Genomic DNA, 20,365 nt, shown 5'->3' on the forward strand with positions numbered 1-20,365 from the left:
CCTTGCTTTCGTCTTCAGGATTTTGTCCGTCCACCGAGAACGATGGTAGCCGGGCCGTTCGGCCAGTAATGGACGACAACCTTTGGGGATCAGATATCCGTCGTTGAAGCATTGTATACAGGCGTGAATGGCATCAGCGGGTTGACAGGAGTATGCGGAGTTTTCTCCTTCCAGCCCGCTCCGATGTACAGGGTGATCTTAAATTAATTGATCATGAATGATGGAAGTCGTGATTCATCCAAGACGGAGTTTCCCGCATTTGGTTCACTTGGCCCGGCAGTTCCCCACCCCACAAGGAGGCCGAGCTACAGCTTCGCTTGAACTAGGATGCGTCTGCCCAATGCCGGAGGCTGCATTTGACCAGCAACACACGTCGCTAATTCTTTGATAATGTGCGTACTCGCCAAACGACCAGATCAGCGATATGGACAACCAAGACCGCCCTCAAATGGAAGCCGCCCTCAAGCAGACGATCATTCCTGCATTGCGGTCTGCTGGGTTCAGAGGTTCTTTTCCCCATTTTCGTCGTATTGGGAATATCCAAACTGATCTTTGGACCTTTCAGGTTGACAAATACGGAGGTGGATTTGTGATCGAAATATCGTCCTGCCCTAGGGAAGGAATGACGACGGCTTGGGGGAAGTTCATTCCAGCTTCAAAGGTGACGGCCCACGACATCAACGAGCGTCTGCGTCTCCAAAACCATCCTGGATCCGACACCACTGCGTGGTACCGCTACGATACTGACGCTATCGATACAATTATTGCCAGAATTCTTGAGGCGCTTCCTCTTGCCGAAGATTGGTGGGCAGAAAGAAGTGTCCATGAGCTGGAAAACAGAAAGCGGGCTTAGCTAAGTCTGCTACCGGCCAGTTTCCGCCGTTCGCCCGGGCCTCGCAGCAGTCACCAGAACAGCTTGGCCCGCTCCAATAGCGGACGGAGCCGACCCGGTTCCCGAGAGGCTATACCGACGCGGTTGGCTTCGGCCCTTCGGCTTTTCCCCATCGTGAATTTCGACAATAGCTGCGACCAGTTTCGGTCAATGCTACCGAACTACAATGCACCCTTACTAAGTGCGTTTGACGAGATCGAGAACAAAAAATGTTTGGTCAATCGAAAGGTCAAGGAGTGCCGGTGACATCGAACGCCGCCCTAGAGAATTCGCAGAACGAGTCCGCAGCCGACAGTCTGGACTTTACGCTGTTAGTTCCTATACTCAAGGTAATGGAGCCAGACGATCCATGCGCGAACGTCGTGACCCTTGCCCGCGACGACTTCCCTATTGCTCGGCCGTTTGCTGCTGACTTGATCATCATGTACGCAATCGACTTGCCAACTCACTTCCGTTTCGTTAACCATCGAGACCTCAGACGCTCCGCGATATCAGAGGAGGAACTGCACGCCCTAGCTCTCCGCAATCTACCTGCTCGACTACCCGAAATCGAGTTGCACGGCTCGCCTCCTCGGTACATGGTCACCGCAGGTGGGAATTTCGAAGCCACGCTTTTGCTCTTAGAATCGCTCTGGGACCAACTCGAAGAACAGATGCCTGGCGATATTCTTGCTGTAGTGCCCGCGCGCGATTTGCTGTTCGTATCGGCCTCCGGATGGGACGGCGCAGTCACGTTTCTAAATGAGATGGTCAGCCGGGATCTTCCTGAAAAACGATACGCGCTCTCGACATGCGTGTTCGCGCGCCGTGATGGACGATGGGTGCCTCACAGTCTCGCGGCTTAGTTTGCCGACTGCCTAATAGGGGAGAGACGTCCGTCTCCGGCCATAAACAGTCATTGCATCCTTGGCCTCGACGGCACACATCAAAGCTCCAATCTCAAAATTTTTAGGTTTACTAACAATCTTCTTGCGAGTGCCCACTAAAATTATTTCGGATACACTAATTTTAGAACAATGAAAGTCGTTTTCCATTTACCCAAAATCCAGTTAGATATTTAAATTTTGGTGCAACCATATGACGATTAAAAAAATAAAGAGCCACTGCCGTCACTGCGGTCAAGAAACAAATCATAGTATTCTTTCGGAGCACAGCGAATCATCAAGAGATGAATATGTTTACGATAGGGCATATCAAGTTATTGAATGCCTTGGCTGCGAAACAAAGTCATTCCGAGATGTTTTAGAAGAAATCGAGCACGCTTATCAGATTGCCGATGATGAATGGGAAATCCCTACTTCAATAACCGTTTACCCTAGATTTATAAAGAACCATCGCTCACTAAGTGGTGAATACTATCTTCCTAGTTTGGTGGGTGAAATATACGGAGAAGTATTGCTCGCATTAAAAGAGGACGCTCTTGTGTTGGCAGGGTTGGGTCTTCGAGGCACTGTTGAAGCTGTCTGCAACGACCTTAACATTGATGGAAGGAATCTAGAGATAAGAATTTCCAAATTGGCATCAGCAGGATACATATCCCGAAAAGATGCCGAACGTTTGCACGGAATACGATTCATGGGCAATGATGCAGCCCATGAAATTAAAAGACCAGATCAGGTACAACTATCAGTAGCGCTAAAAATAGTGGAGCACCTATTGTCTAGTGTCTATATCTTGGAGGAAGAGGCGCAAGGAAAAATAGACACTCTAATTACAGAGTTTGAACAATTCAAGGAATTGTTAGGTAAAAAATTAAACAGCTTTGCCATTGGAGATGAGCTTCCAATCATTGGATTTCTTGGAAGAGATATTCGTCGAGTGAAAGATTCGTTACCAGCATTAGAGGCGGAATTAATAGACGCAATAAATAAAGGCGAAATAAAAAAACTTACCAAAGGTAAGCTGGATAAATATAATAATTCCAAAAATGACCTTCAGCACTATGTTTTGGCCTAATGCTAATAGGATACAACTGACTGCGCGCGAAGTCTGTATAGCGCGCTAGAGGCAAATCTTCGCAAGCAGCAGAGAGTTGAGGAAACGATTGAGCGCCTTGAGCAGTGGGCGCAACCCGGCGCTCTTGCAGACCACTGCCAGTCGCCACTGAGCTAGAACGTTAGTTGCTTGACTGTCCTCTTCGGGTCGGAGAGCGACCCTTGGTAGGAGCATACTAAATCTCCCTTTACTCAAGAGGAGATCGTCTCCGGATCCAAGAATGTCGCCTTTAACCGTCGTGTGCCATGGAACAAGGGCAAACTCAACGGGCAGAAGCCGCCGCTGAATTCAATCTCGCGATCGATAGCAAGTTCGAGCTTGCGATCTCACGCGATTGCAGGCGCAGGACGTCCGTCACGGAAGCCACGTGGCCGCGAGAGCCACCGTTATGCAACAGAAGACCCAGCGTCCGGTCCAATTCGAGGTCACGGAGCAAACCCGTGAGAGCCTTGAAGCATGGATTGATGTGCGAGGCCTAAAGGCGGCGGACTTTCTGTTTCGCAGCCGGTTGCATTCGTCGCCGCATCTGTCAGCGCGACAGTACGCCCAAATTGTGCATCGCTGGATCGGCATCGATTGGTCTCGACGATACCGCATATGGCATCCACATTATGCGCCGTACAAAAGCCTCGCTGATCTACCGTCGGACGAAGAATCTTCGAGCAGTGCAGCTGCTGCGCGGGCATACCAAGCTGGAAAGCGCAGTTCGCTATCTCGGCATCGAGGTCGACGATGTTCTTGAGATGGCCTAGCAAACTGAGGCTTGATACATCCTGGCCGGTGAGCGGTCGCTTGCCAGCCAGAAGCAGCCTATCGGCGGGCATGCCAAAATGTAGTTATTCTGCATATATCAACGGTGTCATATGGCTGCACGGAAAATCCTCATTGTCGGTGTGGAGCTTGCGTCATCCGAGCCAACCTATGCAACGTTTCGGTCAAAGACATCGCTACTGGACTGGGACATATTTCTCTTCAGGCCAGAAATCTCGGAGTTTCTTCACAACCACTACGAAACTTACCAAGGCAAGCCGTGCTTCAATGACAGCGCCTCGTTCAAGGCGAAAGAATGTTGTGAACACTGGCGTCGCGAAATTAAACAGGCTGTCGAGACGGGAAAGACCGTGGTTGTCTTTCTGCCTTCTTTGTACGAAGCATACGTAGATACGGGTAAGCGCTCCTACTCGGGTACCGGTCGAAATCAGAAGACAACTCGTCACGTTGAACTCCTCACTAACTACGACACGCTCCCGATGAGCTTGGAGCCATTAGCAGCAACTGGGAGTTCGATGAAGCTCACGTCGAAGGGGGCTGAATTATTGGCCCCCTACTGGGCCGAGTTCGGCGATAGATCTGGCTATAGGGCTGTCCTGAACGCATCCGATGTTCGAGCATGCGTTCAGACTCGTGCAGGAGATAAACCCGTGGGCGCACTCTATAGAAGCAAGTCTTCCGCCGGGACGCTATTGTTGCTCCCCGACATGGATTTCAGTCCGCCGAACTTCACGAAAAAAGAAGGCAATAGTGAGGTCTGGACGTCTGACGCCACTCAGTTTGCAGGCGCATTCCTTTCTGCCGTGGTTGCCCTCGACAAAGCACTGCGATCCTCTTCGATGTCCGTATGGTCATTGTCATTGAGGGCGAGGGAATCGTCCGCAATCTACGCCCGCAGGACCTTAAAGGGCTCGGCGAAACGGTCGACAGTATTTACGACATCGCTGCCGAGAGCTTGGCTCGCGCATACGTGTCAACGCCGGTTGAAAACTGACCCACTGGGTCAGTATTACATCGGCGCTAACACATACGCGAAAGGCGATTTTGAAATAGGCTTTCCCACTCCCGTGGATGGAATCGAGATCGGCGGAGCACGAGGCAATTGGAAGGCGCCAGCGGGCGGTCTCGTACTTCGCTGCCATCGCAGTGAACCAGGACTGCCTTTTCGCATTTCCGACTGACGAACGGACATTGGCTTCGAAGTCCTTGCGCATCGCCATTGACGATGAATTCCGTGGCCACAGAAAACCAGTATCGCAGACCTGGCTCAGGCTGGGTGGCGGCTGGCCCGTAGAGCATCCCTTGAGCGGAAACTTCAACTTCGACGTCGCAGGTGAAAAATGAAGGAAGGCTGGAACGGGGACGAGTATGTGGTTCTTTATTCGCCCGACGAGGCAAACACTTTTGCGCGGATATGCGAGCTGAACACGGCGTTGCCTGGCTTTGCACTTTTGGGGCTAAGCGGATGGCAGGATTTCATTGTCAGTGATTCCGCTGGAATGACATTCACGATTCCCTCGGTTCCTATCGACGACGCGTATCTCTCCCCGATTGATAAGCCGCTCCCGAATCAACTTACGTCCGACGAACGCTTATCAGGGAAAGTTAAGTGGTTAATCAAGCCGCTCCTTTTCGGCGGTGACCCTCGTGCTGATGATAACTTCGCATGGATTACTCATCAGCAGTACGCGGAACTCGTGCATTTCTGGAATGACCAATACCGTCAAGCGAAGGCGCTAGGGTGGCTCGCAAATGCTCGGATCGTGCCCCAAGATTAATTTTCCAATGTCTTGTCTGGTCGGGTGACATTTCTACTTCGCCCCCCACGACATCAGCTCGACGCCGTTCCCTTTTAGGCGCGTGGCGGTGTCCATTTTCTGCCACGAGCGGTCGGTAATAGGGGGGGCAGCGGTCATTCGACAATACAGGTACTTTGCCGGCCGCAGGCAGGTCGGATTGACCCTCGAATGCATCCTAACCTTCATAGAACGTATGTCTTCACCATAACCGTCCCATCTTTAGACTGGCGCTGACCATCGAGGTCACTTCTGAGCCCTTGCGCATTCGTAATTTGATGATCGGGATCGTAGATAACACACCAAAGCGTTTTGCATGACGGGTGCTTGCGATAATGCTCGATATCGATGATTAGTTCGTCACCGATGCGTTTGGCATGCAATCTATCCCGAACTATCTTGGTTTCGATAACTAAACCGTAGGCGGGCAGTAGAAAGTCCATCCGAGTACTCGATCCCGCATAACTCGGAGTGAACTCCTCGGGCCGGATATCGCTGATCCAGGGCCGGAGAAGCGCATGCAGGAGGTCTTGAACGTCGTACTCGCTACAGAAGGACAGAGGCTGAACACCCTTACGCCTATGGGTTAGTGGATGCATCGCTCTTCGAAGGCCGCGGACGACCACGTCGAGGAGTTCTTCGACTTCCGAGGGTTTTGCTGATTGAGCTCGAAGCTGTGCAGTGTCAGGTTGCGCTTCGATCGGCAGCGCTCCCTGCGGGAGAATTCTTCCGAAGCGGAAATAGCGCAAGCCGTTCTCTTCTAGTACAGCTTCCACTCGGGTGCGTTTTGCTCGCCAGTCTTCCAAATACTCATCATCGGAAGGGGGAAGATCCATGAATTCCTCCAGCAGATTCCCTAGAACTTCCAAACTATCAATATTGGGATCTTGGCCACAGCGGAAGATCCACGTCTTCCACTTGGAGCCGTGCGAGAGTGCGGGAGGCTCGCCCGGTGCACCTGCCGAGCTGAACAAGTCGTCCAGCGTTGCATGAGAACCTGTGCTTGCCAGAACATCGCCAACAACTGCGCAAAGTGATTTGGAAAGTCGCATGCGTGAAGTATGAGCTCTAATATGTGACGTGGAAGGCGCTTATGGACTAACAAGGGCATCAGCATCTCATTGAGCGACCGATTGGCGCTTATTCCTAGGCAAGGGAAGCATCGACTTCTCAGATTCAGTGTACTCAAGCAAACGAGTCCGAAACGAGAAGTCGGGAAATGGTCCTTCCGTTATCAAAAACTTTCCCTTGGTCGCGAAGAACATTGGATTGACGTCGCGGCGCACTACGTCAGCGAACCAGTTTGCTGCCTTTGTTGCGTCTTTGATTAACGCATAACACCGCTCCTGCCAAGCTTCAAATTCTTCAACGTCGGAGTCGTAGTTCGGATTGTATGCTGGCCTTTGGTAGAAGCGATCTTCACGATAGTGCTCGCCTGAAATGTCGCTATGTTCCATGAATTTTTCGCATGCTTGATGCAGAAGCAGCGAAAGTGTCGTCGTTGCCCTCCGAAGTTCTTCGAAATCCGGAGGCCAGATGGCTGCCATGACCTGCTGGCGGAATTTGAACAACTCAGCTGGCTTCCCTTTCGACCAGCGCTGGTTGGGTGAAAGAGTCCAGCTCGTCCAAGCTTGCCATGTTTCGAGATCGCACAAATCTACCGCTGCATCGACGATGGAACTGACCGCGGCCTGCTGAGCGAGCTTCACATGATCGATGGTTTCGCTAAGAGTTTCGGTAACCCAAAGCTCATGAGTTGATTTAGCTTGATGAAGTCTCTCAACTGGCCAATCAGCTTCATTCTTATCTATCTCAGTATGGTGATTTGGGCAAAGCAGAATGAGGTTGTGATAGCTATCGCGCTCTTCCGAATTCAGGGGACTCTTTCCTCGGGCAGCATCGTCCTTATCTCCAACAATGTGTGCTTGCTCTCCAAGCGAGAATGTGGATGCTGCTGCGCTAGCGTCTTGAGTTAGCTGAATCCTGCAAATTGCACATCGATTCCCAGATCGCCCCCACAGGATCTTTAAGTCCTTGCTTTTTATTGCCACGCGCAGCTCCTATTCCGTAAGAGATGGACTGGATTGCAAGACGCCACTTGAGATAACAGAAAGGTAAATGAATGCATTGCTCGATATTACGCGAGCTTGCTCATTGAATGGCGGCTCCGTGATGTTTGTCTTCATGACCGCAATGGGCGAAAACGGCCATCGACACGCGTCGGATGCTGCAAAGAATCAGGAAATCCGTAGCGGCAAGAATCGCGCGCGGCAGATCGCCTTGTCTCCCGCGCAAATGCGGCTCCGCTGGCCCCGCCCATGTTCGAGGCATTCCAAACTGGGGTATGAAGGTTCCACACTGCAAGGCAATCGACACCAGCCCCAAACTTAGGCCAGCGTAGAATACGACCGGTTCGCGCGCCCAGTTCGGGCCGCGCGGCCCAGCAGCGAGGCCTTCGTGCAAGATACTTGGCAGTATCAGATTCGCCTGCGCGTAACCGCGGCCACGGCCGAGCGGTTGCGTGATCGGCCCGACGCATCCGAGGATGCGCCGCTACGCGCCGTCCTGGCGTGCCACCACGCCGTCATCAAGTCCCAGTTCCAGGCCTTCGCCGATTACGTCGCCGAAGCCGAACGCGAGGGCGAGGCGCAGTATCCCCTGTATCGCTGGACCCGCGACACCATTCAGGATCCGGTCAAGGAAGCCAAGTATCGGCGTGTCTATACCGCCTACGTGGACGATCAGGAGGTCTACGACGGCGCCCCAGCCGAGGCCCTGCGCGTGGATCTGGTCGCGTTGGGGACAGATAGCGGCATCGAGGCCGTGACCAAGGTGGACACCAACCCCGCGAACAACCCACAGCCACCGGCCGGGAAAACGTAATCCTCGCTAGGATTCAGGGAGGCCCTGCGGGCACCCGCGCACCCCAGGTAAACCCGCGGTCCGGATCCCAGCGGTTGAACAGCCCCGATGGCATCCCGACAACAAGCGGCATAATATCGAACGAGACCGGACGCGCATGGGTGGAGACAAACTACCCGCGGATACCCGCCGTAACCCATGCCGCCCTGAAGACAACAACATCATCAAGGACTTGGGCAGGGCCGACACCGTCCCGCCACATCACCCATGAGCACCAGTTACCGCAAGCCCCTCGCGGGCACCGCCGTAGACTACATCGACGCCCGCGCGGCGGTCGATGCCCTGAAGCCCGGCGCCTGGGACCAGCTTTCCTACACCGGACGCGTGCACGCCGAAAACCTGGTGCGACGCTGCGACCCCGCCATCCTCGAAGCCTGCCTGCAGCAGATCGTCGAACGGCGCCGCGACCGCGACTTCCCCTGGTATCCGGTGCGCGTGGTGTGCCACGACATCCTCGGACAAACCGCCCTGGTCGATCTGGCCGGACTGCGCGACGCCATCGCGGCCGAAGGCGGCGACCCCGCCCTGGTGAATCCCGTGGTGCCCGTGCAGCTGATCGTCGATCACTCCCTGGCGGTGGAATGCGGCGGCTTCGATCCGGATGCCTTTGCCAAGAACCGCGCCATCGAGGACCGCCGCAACGAGGACCGCTTCCACTTCATCGACTGGACCAAGCTGGCCTTCGCCAATGTCGACGTGATCCCAGCGGGCAACGGCATCATGCACCAGATCAATCTGGAGAAGATGTCGCCGGTGGTCTACGTGCACGACGGCCTGGCCTTCCCGGACACCTGTGTCGGCACCGACAGCCATACGCCCCACGTTGACGCCCTGGGCGTCATCGCGGTAGGGGTGGGCGGCCTGGAAGCAGAAAACGTCATGCTGGGACGCGCGTCCTGGATGCGCCTGCCGGAAATCGTCGGCGTGCGGCTGACGGGCCGCGCCCAACCCGGCATCACCGCCACGGACATCGTGCTGGCCCTGACGGAATTCCTGCGCAAGGAAAAAGTGGTCGGCGCCTATCTGGAATTTTTCGGCGACGGCGCGCGCGGCCTGACCATCGGTGACCGTGCCACCATCTCCAATATGTGCCCCGAATACGGCGCCACGGCGGCCCTGTTCTCGATCGACGAACAAACCCTGGACTACCTGCGCCTGACCGGCCGCGAGGAAGCGCAGGTGCGCCTGGTCGAGACCTACGCGAAAACCGCCGGCTTCTGGTCGGACAGCCTGCGCGACGCCCAATACGAACGCGAACTGCAATTCGACCTGTCCTCGGTCGAGCGCAATATGGCCGGCCCGTCCAATCCGCATCGGCGCCTGCCGACGTCCGCCCTGGCCGAACGCGGCATCGCCACCAGCGCGGGCCTGGAGCAGGGCAGGGAGCAAGAGGCGCAGGGCCTGATGCCGGACGGCGCGGTGATCATCGCGGCCATCACGTCCTGTACCAATACGTCCAATCCGCGCAACGTGATCGCCGCGGCACTGCTGGCGCGCAACGCCAACCGCCTGGGCCTGGCGCGCAAGCCGTGGGTGAAGTCTTCTTTCGCACCCGGCTCCAAGGCCGTGGAGCTGTACCTGAAGGAAGCAGACCTGCTGGGCGACCTGGAACAGCTGGGCTTCGGCATCGTCGCTTTCGCGTGCACCACCTGCAACGGCATGAGCGGTGCGCTGGATCCGGCCCTGCAGCAGGAGATCATCGACCGCAACCTGTACGCCACCGCCGTGCTGTCGGGCAACCGCAACTTCGACGGCCGCATCCATCCCTACGCCAAGCAGGCATTCCTGGCGTCGCCGCCGCTGGTGGTGGCCTACGCCATCGCCGGCACGGTGCGTTTCGATATCGAGAAGGATGTGCTGGCAGTGGTCGACGGCAAGGAAGTCCGCCTGAAAGACATCTGGCCCAGCGACGAAGAGATCGACAGCATCGTCAAGGCGGCAGTGAAGCCGGACATGTTCCGCCGCGTGTACGAGCCCATGTTCGCGCGCGATATCTCGGTCGAAACCGCCGTCAGCCCGCAGTACGACTGGCGTCCCCAGTCCACCTATATCCGCCGTCCGCCCTATTGGGACACCGAGGGCGTGGGCGCCCTGGCCGCCAATCCGCGCACGCTCAAGGGCATGCGGCCCCTGGCCATCCTGCCGGACAACATCACCACTGACCACCTGTCGCCGTCCAATGCCATCCTGGCGAATTCGGCGGCGGGCGAGTACCTGGCAAAGATGGGTGTGCCGGAGGAAGACTTCAACTCCTACGCCACGCACCGCGGCGATCACCTGACCGCCATGCGCGCCACCTTCGCCAATCCCACGCTGAAGAACGAGATGGTGCGCGATGCCGACGGCCAGGTGCGGGCCGGTTCGCTGGCCCGCCTCGAACCCGAAGGCAAGGTCGTGCGGATGTGGGAAGCGATGGAAACGTATCTGGACCGCAAGCAGCCTTTGATCATCATCGCCGGGGCCGATTACGGCCAAGGTTCTTCGCGTGACTGGGCCGCCAAGGGCGTGCGCCTGGCCGGTGTGGAAACGGTGGTGGCGGAAGGCTTCGAGCGTATCCACCGCACCAACCTGATCGGCATGGGCGTGCTGCCCCTCGAATTCCAGCCGGGCGTGAATCGCCACACGCTGGCGCTGGAGGGCGGGGAGACTTATGACGTGGTGGGCGCGCGCACGCCGCGCGCCACGTTGACGCTGGTCATCCATCGCAAGGACGGCAGCACGGCCGAAGTGCCCGTCAACTGTCGTCTGGATACCGCTGAAGAAGTATCGGTGTACGAAGCGGGTGGCGTGCTGCAACGCTTCGCGCAAGATTTTCTCGCTCAAGAACAGGGAGCCTGATATGGCCGTCGATCATCAAATCAAGATTCCCGCGACCTATGTGCGCGGGGGCACCAGCAAAGGGGTGTTCTTCCATGTGGAAGACCTGCCGGAAGCCGCGCGCCAGCCCGGCGCCGTGCGCGACGCGATCCTGCTGCGCGCGTTGGGCAGCCCGGATCCCTACGGCAAGCAGATCGACGGCATGGGCAACGCATCGTCCAGCACCAGCAAGTCGGTGATCCTGGCGCGCAGCACGCGGCCCGGCCACGACGTCGACTATCTGTTCGGCCAGGTGTCGATCGACCAGCCCTTCGTGGACTGGAGCGGCAATTGCGGCAACCTGTCGGCGGCGGTGGGACCGGTCGCCATTCATATGGGCTTGATCGACGCCGCGCGCATCCCGCGCAATGGCGAAGTGACGATACGCATCTGGCAGGCGAATATAGGCAAGACCATCGTGGCCCATGTGCCCATCACGGACGGCCAGGTGCAGGAATTGGGCGACTTCGAACTCGACGGCGTGACGTTTCCCGCGGCCGAGGTGCGGCTGGAGTTCCTCGATCCGGCGGACGAGGGCGAGGATGGCGGCGCGATGTTCCCCACCGGCAAGGTGGTGGATCGCCTGGAAGTGCCGGGCATCGGCACTTTCGATGCCACGCTGATCAATGCCGGTATTCCCACCATCTTCCTGAACGCGGTGGATATCGGCTATACCGGCCGCGAGCTGCAGACCGATCTGAACAGCGATGAAGCGGCGCTGGCGCGCTTCGAGACCATCCGTGCGCACGGGGCCTTGAAGATGGGCCTGATCAAGGACCTGGCGGAGGCGGCGACGCGGCAGCACACGCCGAAGGTTGCCTTCGTGGCGCCGCCCAGCGCCTATACGTCTTCCAGCGGCAAGGCGATCGGCACGGGTGACGCGGACCTGCTGGTGCGCGCCATGTCGATGGGCAAGCTGCACCACGCCATGATGGGCACCGCCGCGGTGGCCATCGGTACCGCGGCGGCGGTGCCGGGTACGCTGGTCAATCTGGCTGCCGGTGGCGGTGAACGCCAGTCGGTGCGCTTCGGCCATCCGTCCGGTACGCTGCGGGTGGGTGCCGAGGCGAAGCAGGTAAAGGGGGAATGGCAGGTCACCAAGGCGCTGATGAGTCGCAGCGCGCGCATCCTGATGGAAGGCTGGATCCGCGTGCCGAAGTCCTGCCTGGACGCTAAGTGATCGTCGGTTGACGCGCGCACGTTACGGATGCCAGGTCGCGCGGGGCCGGCGTTCGTGGCGCGCGGTGCCGGCGTCATAGCTGAGCATCGCCGACAGGGATTGCGCGGCTTGCAGCAGGCGCGGCGCATAGGCATGCAATTTCGGTGCGACGTCGGGGCTGGCCGGCATGCCTATGCATAGCGCGCCCGCGACGCGCCAGCGATTGCCGAAGACGGGCACGGCCACGCTGGCCGAAGTCTGCCGCGCTTCACCCACGGTGACGTGATAGCCGCGTGCACGAATCTCGTCGTAGAGCGGTCCCGTTTCCCCCATGTACGCCAACAGCACCAGGCCGGACGCACCGCGATCCAGCGGCATGGCTTCGCCTACACGGGCGCGGTTGTGTTGGGCTTGCGGGCAACGCACCTTGACCAGGCGGATGCGGTGGTCGCCGTCGCGGACGAAGAAGGACATGTCTTCGCCGGTTTCATCGGACAGCTTGCGCAATGCCGGCTCTATGCTTTCCCGCACGTCGAAGGCCATGGTGTAGCGCGAGCCCAGCGATGCGGTGGCGGGGCCGAGCCGCCATTGCGCCTGGTCCGTGCGGGCGACGTAATGGCTGGCCTCCAGGGTCTTGAGCAGACGCAATGCGGTGGTCTTGGCAAGGCCGACCCGACGTGCGATGTCGCTCAGGCCCAGGTGCGGCTCTTCCATGCTGAACACGTCCAGGATGGCCAACGCCCGCGTGGCCGCTACCACCAGGTCGTCAGGGTTTTCACTCATCGCTGTCTCCTCGTTCTAGTTGTCCGCCTATCTTATATCGGTCCGCCTGACGGACCGATATTGTCGTGCTTGACGGCGGCGCCTACGCTGCAAGGGTGCATGGAGACGTGCCGGGGCAACAGGAGGCCCCGGCGAGCAGGGTACGCGAACGGCTCCAGCACGCGAAATGCAAAAACATCGACAAGACACCAGGAGACATCATGCATCTGCGTCCTATTCGCGTGGCATTGGCCGCGTTAGTGCTCTGGAGCGGCGCCGCGGGCAGCGCCTGGGCCGACTATCCCGACAAACCCATCCGCCTGGTCGTTCCCTATGCCGCGGGCGGCGGCGTCGACAACATTTCGCGCGTGGTGGCGAGTGAACTGGGAACGCGCCTGAAGCAGAGCGTGGTGATCGAGAATCGTGGCGGTGCCAATGGCAACATCGGCTCGGAATACGCTGCCCGCGCCGCGCCCGACGGCTACACCTTGCTGATGGGCTCGACGTATCTGGCGTTCAACCGCGCCACCACGGCCAACATGCCGTACGACGCGGCCAAGGATCTGCAGCCCATCGCCCGCACCGGCCGCGCGCCCTTTGTGTTGGTGGTGCCGACGGCATCGCCGGCCCACGATGTGGCCGGCCTGGTGGCCTGGATGAAGGCGAATCCGGACAAGGCCTCGTATGGCGCGGTGGGGGCCGGCGCGCCGACCAATCTGCTGTTCCCGCAGAACACGGGGACCAAGCCTGTGCAGGTGCTCTACAAGGGCGGCTCCGCCGCCTTGCCCGATCTGCTGGCGGGCCGTCTCACCTTCATGATTCCCACCGCCAGCGAAGTCGTCCCCCTGGTGGAGAGCGGCAAGCTGCGCGCGCTGGCGGTTACCGGGTCGGAGCGTTTCCATCGCTTGTCCAAGGTGCCTACTTTTGCGGAAGCCGGGGTGCCGAACCTTGAGCGCACTGGCTGGTGGGGCGTGTTCGCGCCTGCCGGCACGCCGCAGCCGGTGGTGAAGAAACTGTCCGATGCCATCCAGGTGGTGATGGCGCAACCCAACGTCATCGAGGCCTTGAACAAACTGGGCATCGAAGCGGCGCCCCAGCCGGCACCGGCCTTCACCACTTTCTTCAACGAGGAATTGCAGGCATATATGGACGTGGCCAAGCAATTCAACCTGAAGGTCGAGTAGGCCTTCTTCCCTACGCAGGACACAACCATGATCATCGATTGCCACGGCCATTACACCACCGCGCCTGCCGCGCTCAAGGCATGGCGCGCACGCCAGACTGAAGCCTATGCGGCAGGCAAGGTGCTGACACCCGACTTCCATATCAGCGACGACGAGATACGCGAGTCCCTGGAACCCAATCAGTTGCGCATCCAACGCGAGCGCGGGGTCGACCTGACCTTGTTCTCGCCCATCGCCGGCGCGATGGCGCATCACGTCGGCGATGCCACCACCAGTGCCAACTGGACGCGGGCTTGCAACGACCTCATCCACCGCGCGGTGGAACTATATCCCGATCAACTGGCAGCCGTGTGCCAGCTGCCGCAATCCCCTGGCGTCAGCCCGGCAAACTGCATCGGCGAGCTGAAACGCTGTGTGCAGGAACTGGGCTTCGTCGGCTGCAACGTCAACCCCGACCCCAGCGACGGTTATTGGACCGATCCGCCGCTGACGCAAAAACACTGGTACCCGCTGTTCGAAACCCTGGTGGAGCTGGACGTGCCGGCCATGGTGCACGTCAGTTGCTCCTGCAATCCCAATTTCCACCATACCGGCGCGCATTACCTGAACGGCGACACCACCGCCTTCATGCAGTTCCTGATGGCGGACATCTTCAAGGACTTCCCCACGCTGCGCTTCGTGATTCCGCATGGCGGCGGCGCGGTGCCTTTTCATTGGGGGCGCTATCGCGGCCTGGCGCAGCAGTTCGAACGGCCGACGGTGGAGGAACTGATGAACAACGTGTTCTTCGACACCTGCGTCTATCACCGGCCGGGCATCGAACTGCTGCTGGAGGTCGTGCCGCCGGACAACGTGCTGTTCGCGTCGGAGATCATCGGCGCGGTCAAGGGCATAGACCCGCGCACGGGCTATTACTACGACGACACCAAGCGCTATATCGACGCCGTCGAGTGGCTGCAGCCCGGGCATCGCGCCAAGGTACTGGGTGAAAACGCCTTGCGCGTCTACCCGCGCCTGGCGCAGCGATTGCAAGCCCAGGGCCGTCTTTGATTCGCGGCGCGTGCCGGATAGTCAATCTCAGGGCTGGCCCTCCACGCCTGGCACCGAGTCCAGGTCGTGCAGCCACGGCAGGCGCCGCTTGGTCCAGATCTGCCGGGCCGGCAGGGCCAGTTCCTGGCGCTGGTCCAGTGTGCCGACACGCAGCGAATACGTCTGCGGATTCTCGACGGCACAGGCGTAGATCGGCGTGCCGCAGTTCTCGCAGAACGCGTGAACGCGGCGATTGCCGCTGTCCGCCGTCTTGATGTAGCGGCGCGGCGACCCCTTGAGAAGATGGAAGGTGGCGGCGCTGGCGGGAACGTTGGTCCGGAATGCCGACCCGGACTGCTTCTGGCAATCGGCGCAATGGCACACCGCAACCGTGGCAGGATCGACGTCCGCCTCGAACGCAATGGCGCCGCAATGGCAACGGCCTTCGACTTTCATACTGCCTCCTGGCGCGGATGACTGGACGCGCGGTTAGGGAATAAGAGGAAGACACCAGGATAGCTCAGCGTGGCGCCGTGCGTTCCGTCACATATTTTCCAAGGACCTGCGTGATATCCCTCAGGTCGGCCTGAACCGCCGCAAAGTTCGCATTGCGTTCCCGAGTGGCTTCATCCATATAGAGAGGACGGCGTATCTCTATCTGCAGGCTGTAGCGCAGCAACGCCGGCCGTCCTATGTTCGCGATCAGTTGCACGCCTTTGTAGGGATCGTTACGCGCCACGGTGTACCCGCGCGCTCGCAATTCCTGCTCCAGCACATCCACGAATGCAGGGTCGCTGGTGGTGCCGTCGCGATCGCCAAGCACGAAATCCGCCAATGGATGATCGTGCTCGATGCGCAAGCGCTCGTATGCGTTATTGGGCATGGAATGGAGATTCAGATGCCATACGGACCCGAAAGCCTGGAACGCCTGTTCGATCAATGACGCCAAGGCCGCGTGGTAGGGCTTGTAGCAGGCGTCCAGCCGTGCCTGCACCTCGGCTACCGGCAAAAGGCGATCGTAGATAGGCGTATCCGCCGCGACCTTGCGCCAGATCAACCCGGATCCCAGCCTGGTTTTCTCACCGGGATTCAACGGCCCGGGCCAGACGCCGTCTAGCAGTTGGGGATCGATGTCGTCGATGCCGCGATTCGCATCGACATAGCTGCGGGGAAAATGCGCGTGCAGCAGTGCGCCTCCCACGGCCGGTACCGAAGACCAGAGGGCCTCCACGTGAGTGTCTTCCACCTGGCGCAGCCGCTTGCGGTCTATCGCGTGGCGGAAGTCCGGGAAATACGTCCTGCCGCTGTGCGGTGAGTCGCAGACCAGGGCGATGGGGGGCGCAGTGGGGCGTTCTATCGTAAAGGGCTGGCGGGTCGTCATTTCAATTGATCTCGATCTTCGCCATGCTTACCGCGCTTTGATAGCGCGCTACGGCCTGCTTGATCTGCTCGCTGAATTCTTCAGGCGTGGTCGGCACCAACGTGGCGCCGACATCGTCCATCTTCTTGATGAACTCGGGTTGCTGCATGGCCTTGTGGATCGCGGTATTCAAGCCTGCAACCACGCTGGCGGGCGCGCCGGCAGGAGCTACGATTCCAAACCAGCCACCGCCGCCCATCTGCGGAAATCCGGCCTCGATGTACGTGGGTACATCGGGCAGCATGGGCGATCGGTGTTCGGACAATACCGCCAGCGCGCGCAGGCGGCCGGCCTGGATGTGGGGCAGCGCCGACGGCAGGTTGTCGGTGATGGCGTCGACCTGGCCCGCCAGCGCGTCGTTCATGGCCGGACCGGAACCCTTGTACGGCACATGCAGCAACTGCATGCCGGCGAGCGCCGAGAAATAGGAGACGTTGACGTGTCCGAGCGATCCCGTGCCGGGACTGGCGAAGCTGTACTTGCCCGGCGCGGCCTTGGCCAGCGCAATGAATTCCTGGATGGTCTTGGCGGGAACCTTGGGATTGACCGCGAAGACGCCTGGCACCGAGGCCACGTTGGTGATGGGCGTGAAGTCCTTGACCGCGTCGTACTTCAGTTGGCCTTTGTAGACGGCAGGATTCGCGCCGTGCGTACTCATGGTGGCCATGCCCAATGTGTAGCCGTCGGGCGCGGCCCGGGCCACCATCTCCATCCCCAGGGACCCCCCGGCTCCCGCGCGGTTTTCCACCACGATGGCCTGGCCCAGCTCCTGGCCCGCATACTGGGCGATCAGGCGGGCCGCCAGGTCGGTCGAGCCGCCAGGCGCGAAGGGCACGATCAGCCTGATGCTGTGTTCGGGGTAGCCCGCGGCGGTTGCGGTGGCGGCGGACAAGGACATCACGGCGGTAAGCAGGACAGGCATGAACGGCAACGTCGGATAACGGAATTTCATGGTGGCTCTCTGTTTTGAGACTGGCTGAACGGCGAAGTGGACCGAAGTTTGCTCGCCGCGCCCAGGCGTCTCAAGCGACAAAAGCGCTTGGTATCATTACCAACAGTCATGTAAAGGGGAGCAGGATGCGCATTCAGTCGCCGTCGATGTCCGAGCTGCACGCCTTCGTCGCGGCAGCAAGAACAGGCAGCTTTACCCGCGCTGCTGAACAGCTTTGCGTGACGCAGGGCGCCATCAGCCGCGCCGTGGCCCGGCTGGAAAGCCACTACAACCAGACCTTGATCCGGCGCAATGCGCACGGGCTTGAACTGACATCTTCCGGCCGCGACCTGCTCGCATCTGTCGAAGGGCCGCTGGCACAGATCGAAGGCGCCAGCGCGGAGCTGCGCCGGGGCCCGGGGCCGCGTGAGTTGGTGCTGTCCACCGTGCCTACGCTGGCTAGCGTGTGGTTGATGCCGCGGCTGCCTGACTTCGCACGCAGGCATCCCGACGTCCGTCTCAAGTTCGTGCCTTACCGCAAGGACGAGGATTTCTCGGGCGCCACGCCGCACGCCGCCATCCTGCCTGGCGCGGGGCCGACGCAATGGCCGCGATGGGACTGTACGTATCTCATCGGCAAGCAGATGGTGCCGGTGTGCCACGCCGACCGCGCACGCACGGCGCGCTGGCGTACGCCAGCGGAGTTGATGCGGGCGCCACTGCTTTATCACACCACGGCGCCGGGTAATTGGACGGAATGGCTGCGGCTGGCCGGCGTCAAGGCGCCGCGGCCCAATCTGGCATCCGGCTTCGATCAGGTTTCCATATTGATCCAGGCCGCCATGACGGACATGGGCGTGGCCCTGGTGCAGCGTTGCCTCATAGGAGATGCCGTGGCTTCGGGGCGCCTGCAGATGCCTTTTGACCTGCCCATCTCATTGTCGCGCGGGTATTATCTTTGTGCTCCTGGTCACCGCAGTCCCTCTCCCGCGCTGCTGGCATTTCGGGATTGGCTGGTCGAAACGGCGCAGGCCGCGTAACGGCCAGCAGGGCACCGCTACAAGGCCAGATGCTTGCGCGCCTCTTCGCGCACCAGATGCAAGGCATGCCGCTTGATCTCGCCATAGGACGGATCGGTGGCCAGCGTCTCCGCGTCGCGTGGCGTGGCGAAGGGCACGCGGATTTCCTCGCGAATGCGTCCCGGGCGCGCGGACATCACCAGGATGCGTGTCCCCAGCAGTAGCGCTTCCTCGACATCATGCGTGACGAACAGGATCGTGGTCCTGGCGCGGGCCCAGGCCTGTAGCAGGAGTTCCTGCATCAGGCTGCGGGTCTGCGCGTCCAGCGCGCCGAAGGGTTCATCCATCAGCAGGATGTCCGGCTGCATGATCCAGGCGCGGGCCAGGGCCACCCGCTGGCGCATGCCGCCCGACAATTCCCACGACTTGGCATGGTGATGATTCTGCAGGCCCATGTGGCGCAGCAGGGTTTCAGCCTGCGGCAGGTACGTGGCGGCCGGCACCCCTTGCATGCGTGGGCCGAAGGTGACGTTTTCCAGCACGGTCAGCCAGGGATACAGCATCGCCTGCTGGAACACCATGCCGCGGCTGGGCGCGGGCCCGCTTACCGCGACGTCGTGCACCAGGATGCGCCCGCCGCCGGGGCGTTCGAAGCCGGCGACCAGGTTGAGGATGGTGGATTTGCCGCAGCCGGAAGGGCCCAGCAACACGACGAACTCGCCCGGATCGACGGCCAGGTTGAAGCCCGCCAGTATCGGCGGCCCAGCGTCGCCACGCGCCGTGGCGAAGGAAAAATCGATGTTCTCAAGGATCAGATGGGACATCACTGTTTCCCTGCCCATGGCACGCACCAGCGTTGCAGGGTGACCAGGATCAGGTCGAGCAGATAGCCAAGCACACCCAGGATGAGGATGCCGATCAATACGACGTCAGTGCGCAGATAGGATCCCGCGTTGACGATCAGCCACCCCACGCCCGACGTCGAAGCCACCAGTTCCGCCGCGACCAGCGAAGTCCAGCCTATGCCGATGGACAGGCGGATGGTGGTGAAGATGTCGCCGGCGCAATGCGGAAACACCACGCGCCAGAAGACCTGGCGCCGCGTCAGCCCCAGCGTTCGGGCCACGCGGATGTAGCCCTGCGGCACGCCCTGTACGGCGGCGGCCGCGCCTACCAGCACATTCAGGAACGTGGAGATGAAGATCAGGAAGAACTTCGACGCCTCGTCTATGCCCAGCCAAACGATGGCCAGGGGAATCAGCGCGATCTTGGGCAGCGGCCGCAGGAACTGGACGAAGGGATTGAGGATGGCCGCCAGCGTGGCGTTCAAGCCCATGGCCAGCCCCAGCGGCACGCCGATGACGATGGACAGAGCGAACGCCGACAAGGCCCGGGCCAGGCTGATGCCGACATGTTCCCACAGGGGAATCTGTCCATAGCCATTGCGCCAGAGGTCGGCCCATGTGGACAGTAATTCAGAGGGCGGCGGCAGGAACAGGCTGTCGACCCAGCCGCGTGTGCTGGCGAGTTGCCATGAAGCCAGCACCGCCACGACGGCGGCGGTGCTGACGACGAGGCCATAGGTACGTCGAGTACGTCGCTTCAAAAGTCTTGCTTCATGATCTTGTA

General features: G+C 59.8%; 19 protein-coding genes and 1 pseudogene. 12 read left to right on the forward strand and 8 right to left on the reverse strand.

Annotation, left to right across the window (positions count from 1 at the left end):
* The first annotated feature begins 424 nt into the window (after nt 1-424).
* The 6 genes and pseudogenes from CEY05_RS25125 to CEY05_RS25150 all read left to right on the forward strand — a co-directional run bounded on the left by CEY05_RS25125 (nt 425) and on the right by CEY05_RS25150 (nt 5,436).
* A complete protein-coding gene (locus CEY05_RS25125; protein WP_088600016.1) occupies nt 425-853 on the forward strand; it encodes a DUF4304 domain-containing protein in 429 nt (142 codons plus the stop codon).
* 281 nt (nt 854-1,134) lie between these two features.
* Nucleotides 1,135-1,737, forward strand: coding sequence for a DUF1444 family protein (locus CEY05_RS25130; RefSeq protein WP_158219421.1), 603 nt, complete (start codon nt 1,135-1,137; stop codon nt 1,735-1,737).
* Between the two features lie 232 nt (nt 1,738-1,969).
* Nucleotides 1,970-2,848 carry a DUF4145 domain-containing protein gene (locus tag CEY05_RS25135; protein ID WP_088600018.1) on the forward strand — a complete coding sequence of 293 codons (879 nt, stop codon included), beginning with the start codon at nt 1,970-1,972 and terminating at the stop codon, nt 2,846-2,848.
* Between the two features lie 240 nt (nt 2,849-3,088).
* A pseudogene (locus CEY05_RS31825) lies at nt 3,089-3,639 on the forward strand (tyrosine-type recombinase/integrase).
* A 111-nt stretch (nt 3,640-3,750) separates the two neighbouring features.
* Nucleotides 3,751-4,839 (forward strand): hypothetical protein, encoded by a 1,089-nt coding sequence (locus CEY05_RS31100; RefSeq protein WP_143220640.1) that lies wholly within the window; start codon nt 3,751-3,753, stop codon nt 4,837-4,839.
* A gap of 159 nt (nt 4,840-4,998) precedes the next feature.
* Nucleotides 4,999-5,436, forward strand: coding sequence for a hypothetical protein (locus CEY05_RS25150; protein ID WP_088600020.1), 438 nt, complete (start codon nt 4,999-5,001; stop codon nt 5,434-5,436).
* Nucleotides 5,437-5,639: 203 nt separating this feature from the next.
* Here CEY05_RS25150 and CEY05_RS25155 read toward each other — a convergent pair whose 3' ends face one another.
* Together CEY05_RS25155 and CEY05_RS25160 are read right to left on the reverse strand one after the other, a co-directional pair.
* Nucleotides 5,640-6,506 (reverse strand): transposase, encoded by an 867-nt coding sequence (locus CEY05_RS25155; RefSeq protein WP_088600021.1) that lies wholly within the window; start codon nt 6,504-6,506, stop codon nt 5,640-5,642.
* Nucleotides 6,507-6,572: 66 nt separating this feature from the next.
* Nucleotides 6,573-7,505, reverse strand: a complete 933-nt coding sequence (locus tag CEY05_RS25160) for an HNH endonuclease signature motif containing protein (protein WP_198952902.1) — start codon at nt 7,503-7,505, stop codon at nt 6,573-6,575.
* A 406-nt stretch (nt 7,506-7,911) separates the two neighbouring features.
* Between CEY05_RS25160 and CEY05_RS25165 the strand changes: the two genes are divergently transcribed.
* The 3 genes from CEY05_RS25165 (at nt 7,912) to prpF (ending at nt 12,412) form a co-directional block, all read left to right on the forward strand.
* Nucleotides 7,912-8,337 (forward strand): hypothetical protein, encoded by a 426-nt coding sequence (locus CEY05_RS25165; protein WP_088600022.1) that lies wholly within the window; start codon nt 7,912-7,914, stop codon nt 8,335-8,337.
* 246 nt (nt 8,338-8,583) lie between these two features.
* Nucleotides 8,584-11,214, forward strand: coding sequence for a Fe/S-dependent 2-methylisocitrate dehydratase AcnD (gene acnD, locus CEY05_RS25170; protein ID WP_088600023.1), 2,631 nt, complete (start codon nt 8,584-8,586; stop codon nt 11,212-11,214).
* A gap of 1 nt (nt 11,215) precedes the next feature.
* Complete coding sequence (gene prpF / locus CEY05_RS25175) at nt 11,216-12,412, forward strand: 2-methylaconitate cis-trans isomerase PrpF (RefSeq protein ID WP_088600024.1); 1,197 nt, start codon at nt 11,216-11,218, stop codon at nt 12,410-12,412.
* Between the two features lie 21 nt (nt 12,413-12,433).
* Here prpF and CEY05_RS25180 read toward each other — a convergent pair whose 3' ends face one another.
* Nucleotides 12,434-13,174, reverse strand: a complete 741-nt coding sequence (locus CEY05_RS25180; protein ID WP_088600025.1) for an IclR family transcriptional regulator — start codon at nt 13,172-13,174, stop codon at nt 12,434-12,436.
* Between the two features lie 200 nt (nt 13,175-13,374).
* Between CEY05_RS25180 and CEY05_RS25185 the strand changes: the two genes are divergently transcribed.
* Nucleotides 13,375-14,337, forward strand: a complete 963-nt coding sequence (locus CEY05_RS25185; protein WP_088600026.1) for a tripartite tricarboxylate transporter substrate binding protein — start codon at nt 13,375-13,377, stop codon at nt 14,335-14,337.
* Nucleotides 14,338-14,364: 27 nt separating this feature from the next.
* Nucleotides 14,365-15,387 carry an amidohydrolase family protein gene (locus CEY05_RS25190; RefSeq protein ID WP_088600027.1) on the forward strand — a complete coding sequence of 341 codons (1,023 nt, stop codon included), beginning with the start codon at nt 14,365-14,367 and terminating at the stop codon, nt 15,385-15,387.
* 27 nt (nt 15,388-15,414) lie between these two features.
* On the opposite strand, the gene CEY05_RS25195 is transcribed toward CEY05_RS25190, so the two are convergent.
* The 3 genes from CEY05_RS25195 to CEY05_RS25205 form a co-directional block, all read right to left on the reverse strand.
* Nucleotides 15,415-15,822, reverse strand: a complete 408-nt coding sequence (locus CEY05_RS25195; protein WP_088600028.1) for a GFA family protein — start codon at nt 15,820-15,822, stop codon at nt 15,415-15,417.
* Between the two features lie 64 nt (nt 15,823-15,886).
* Nucleotides 15,887-16,747, reverse strand: coding sequence for an N-formylglutamate amidohydrolase (locus CEY05_RS25200; RefSeq protein WP_088600029.1), 861 nt, complete (start codon nt 16,745-16,747; stop codon nt 15,887-15,889).
* 1 nt (nt 16,748) lies between these two features.
* Nucleotides 16,749-17,738, reverse strand: coding sequence for a tripartite tricarboxylate transporter substrate binding protein BugE (locus CEY05_RS25205; protein WP_088600030.1), 990 nt, complete (start codon nt 17,736-17,738; stop codon nt 16,749-16,751).
* Between the two features lie 125 nt (nt 17,739-17,863).
* On the opposite strand from CEY05_RS25205, the gene CEY05_RS25210 reads away from it, so the two are divergent.
* The gene (locus CEY05_RS25210; protein WP_088600031.1) at nt 17,864-18,757 is read left to right on the forward strand and encodes a LysR substrate-binding domain-containing protein; all 894 of its coding nucleotides are present in this window, start codon (nt 17,864-17,866) and stop codon (nt 18,755-18,757) included.
* Between the two features lie 17 nt (nt 18,758-18,774).
* Here the strand turns inward: CEY05_RS25210 and CEY05_RS25215 are convergent, their stop codons facing one another.
* Nucleotides 18,775-19,560, reverse strand: coding sequence for an ABC transporter ATP-binding protein (locus tag CEY05_RS25215; RefSeq protein WP_088600032.1), 786 nt, complete (start codon nt 19,558-19,560; stop codon nt 18,775-18,777).
* Nucleotides 19,560-20,342: an ABC transporter permease gene (locus tag CEY05_RS25220; RefSeq protein ID WP_088600033.1), complete on the reverse strand. Its 783-nt coding sequence runs from the start codon at nt 20,340-20,342 to the stop codon at nt 19,560-19,562. Before CEY05_RS25220 ends, CEY05_RS25215 begins: the two co-directional genes overlap by 1 nt.
* Nucleotides 20,343-20,365: the final 23 nt, after the last annotated feature.

It is taken from the genome of Achromobacter sp. HZ34, from assembly GCF_002209485.1.
Lineage (GTDB): Bacteria > Pseudomonadota > Gammaproteobacteria > Burkholderiales > Burkholderiaceae_B > Bordetella_C.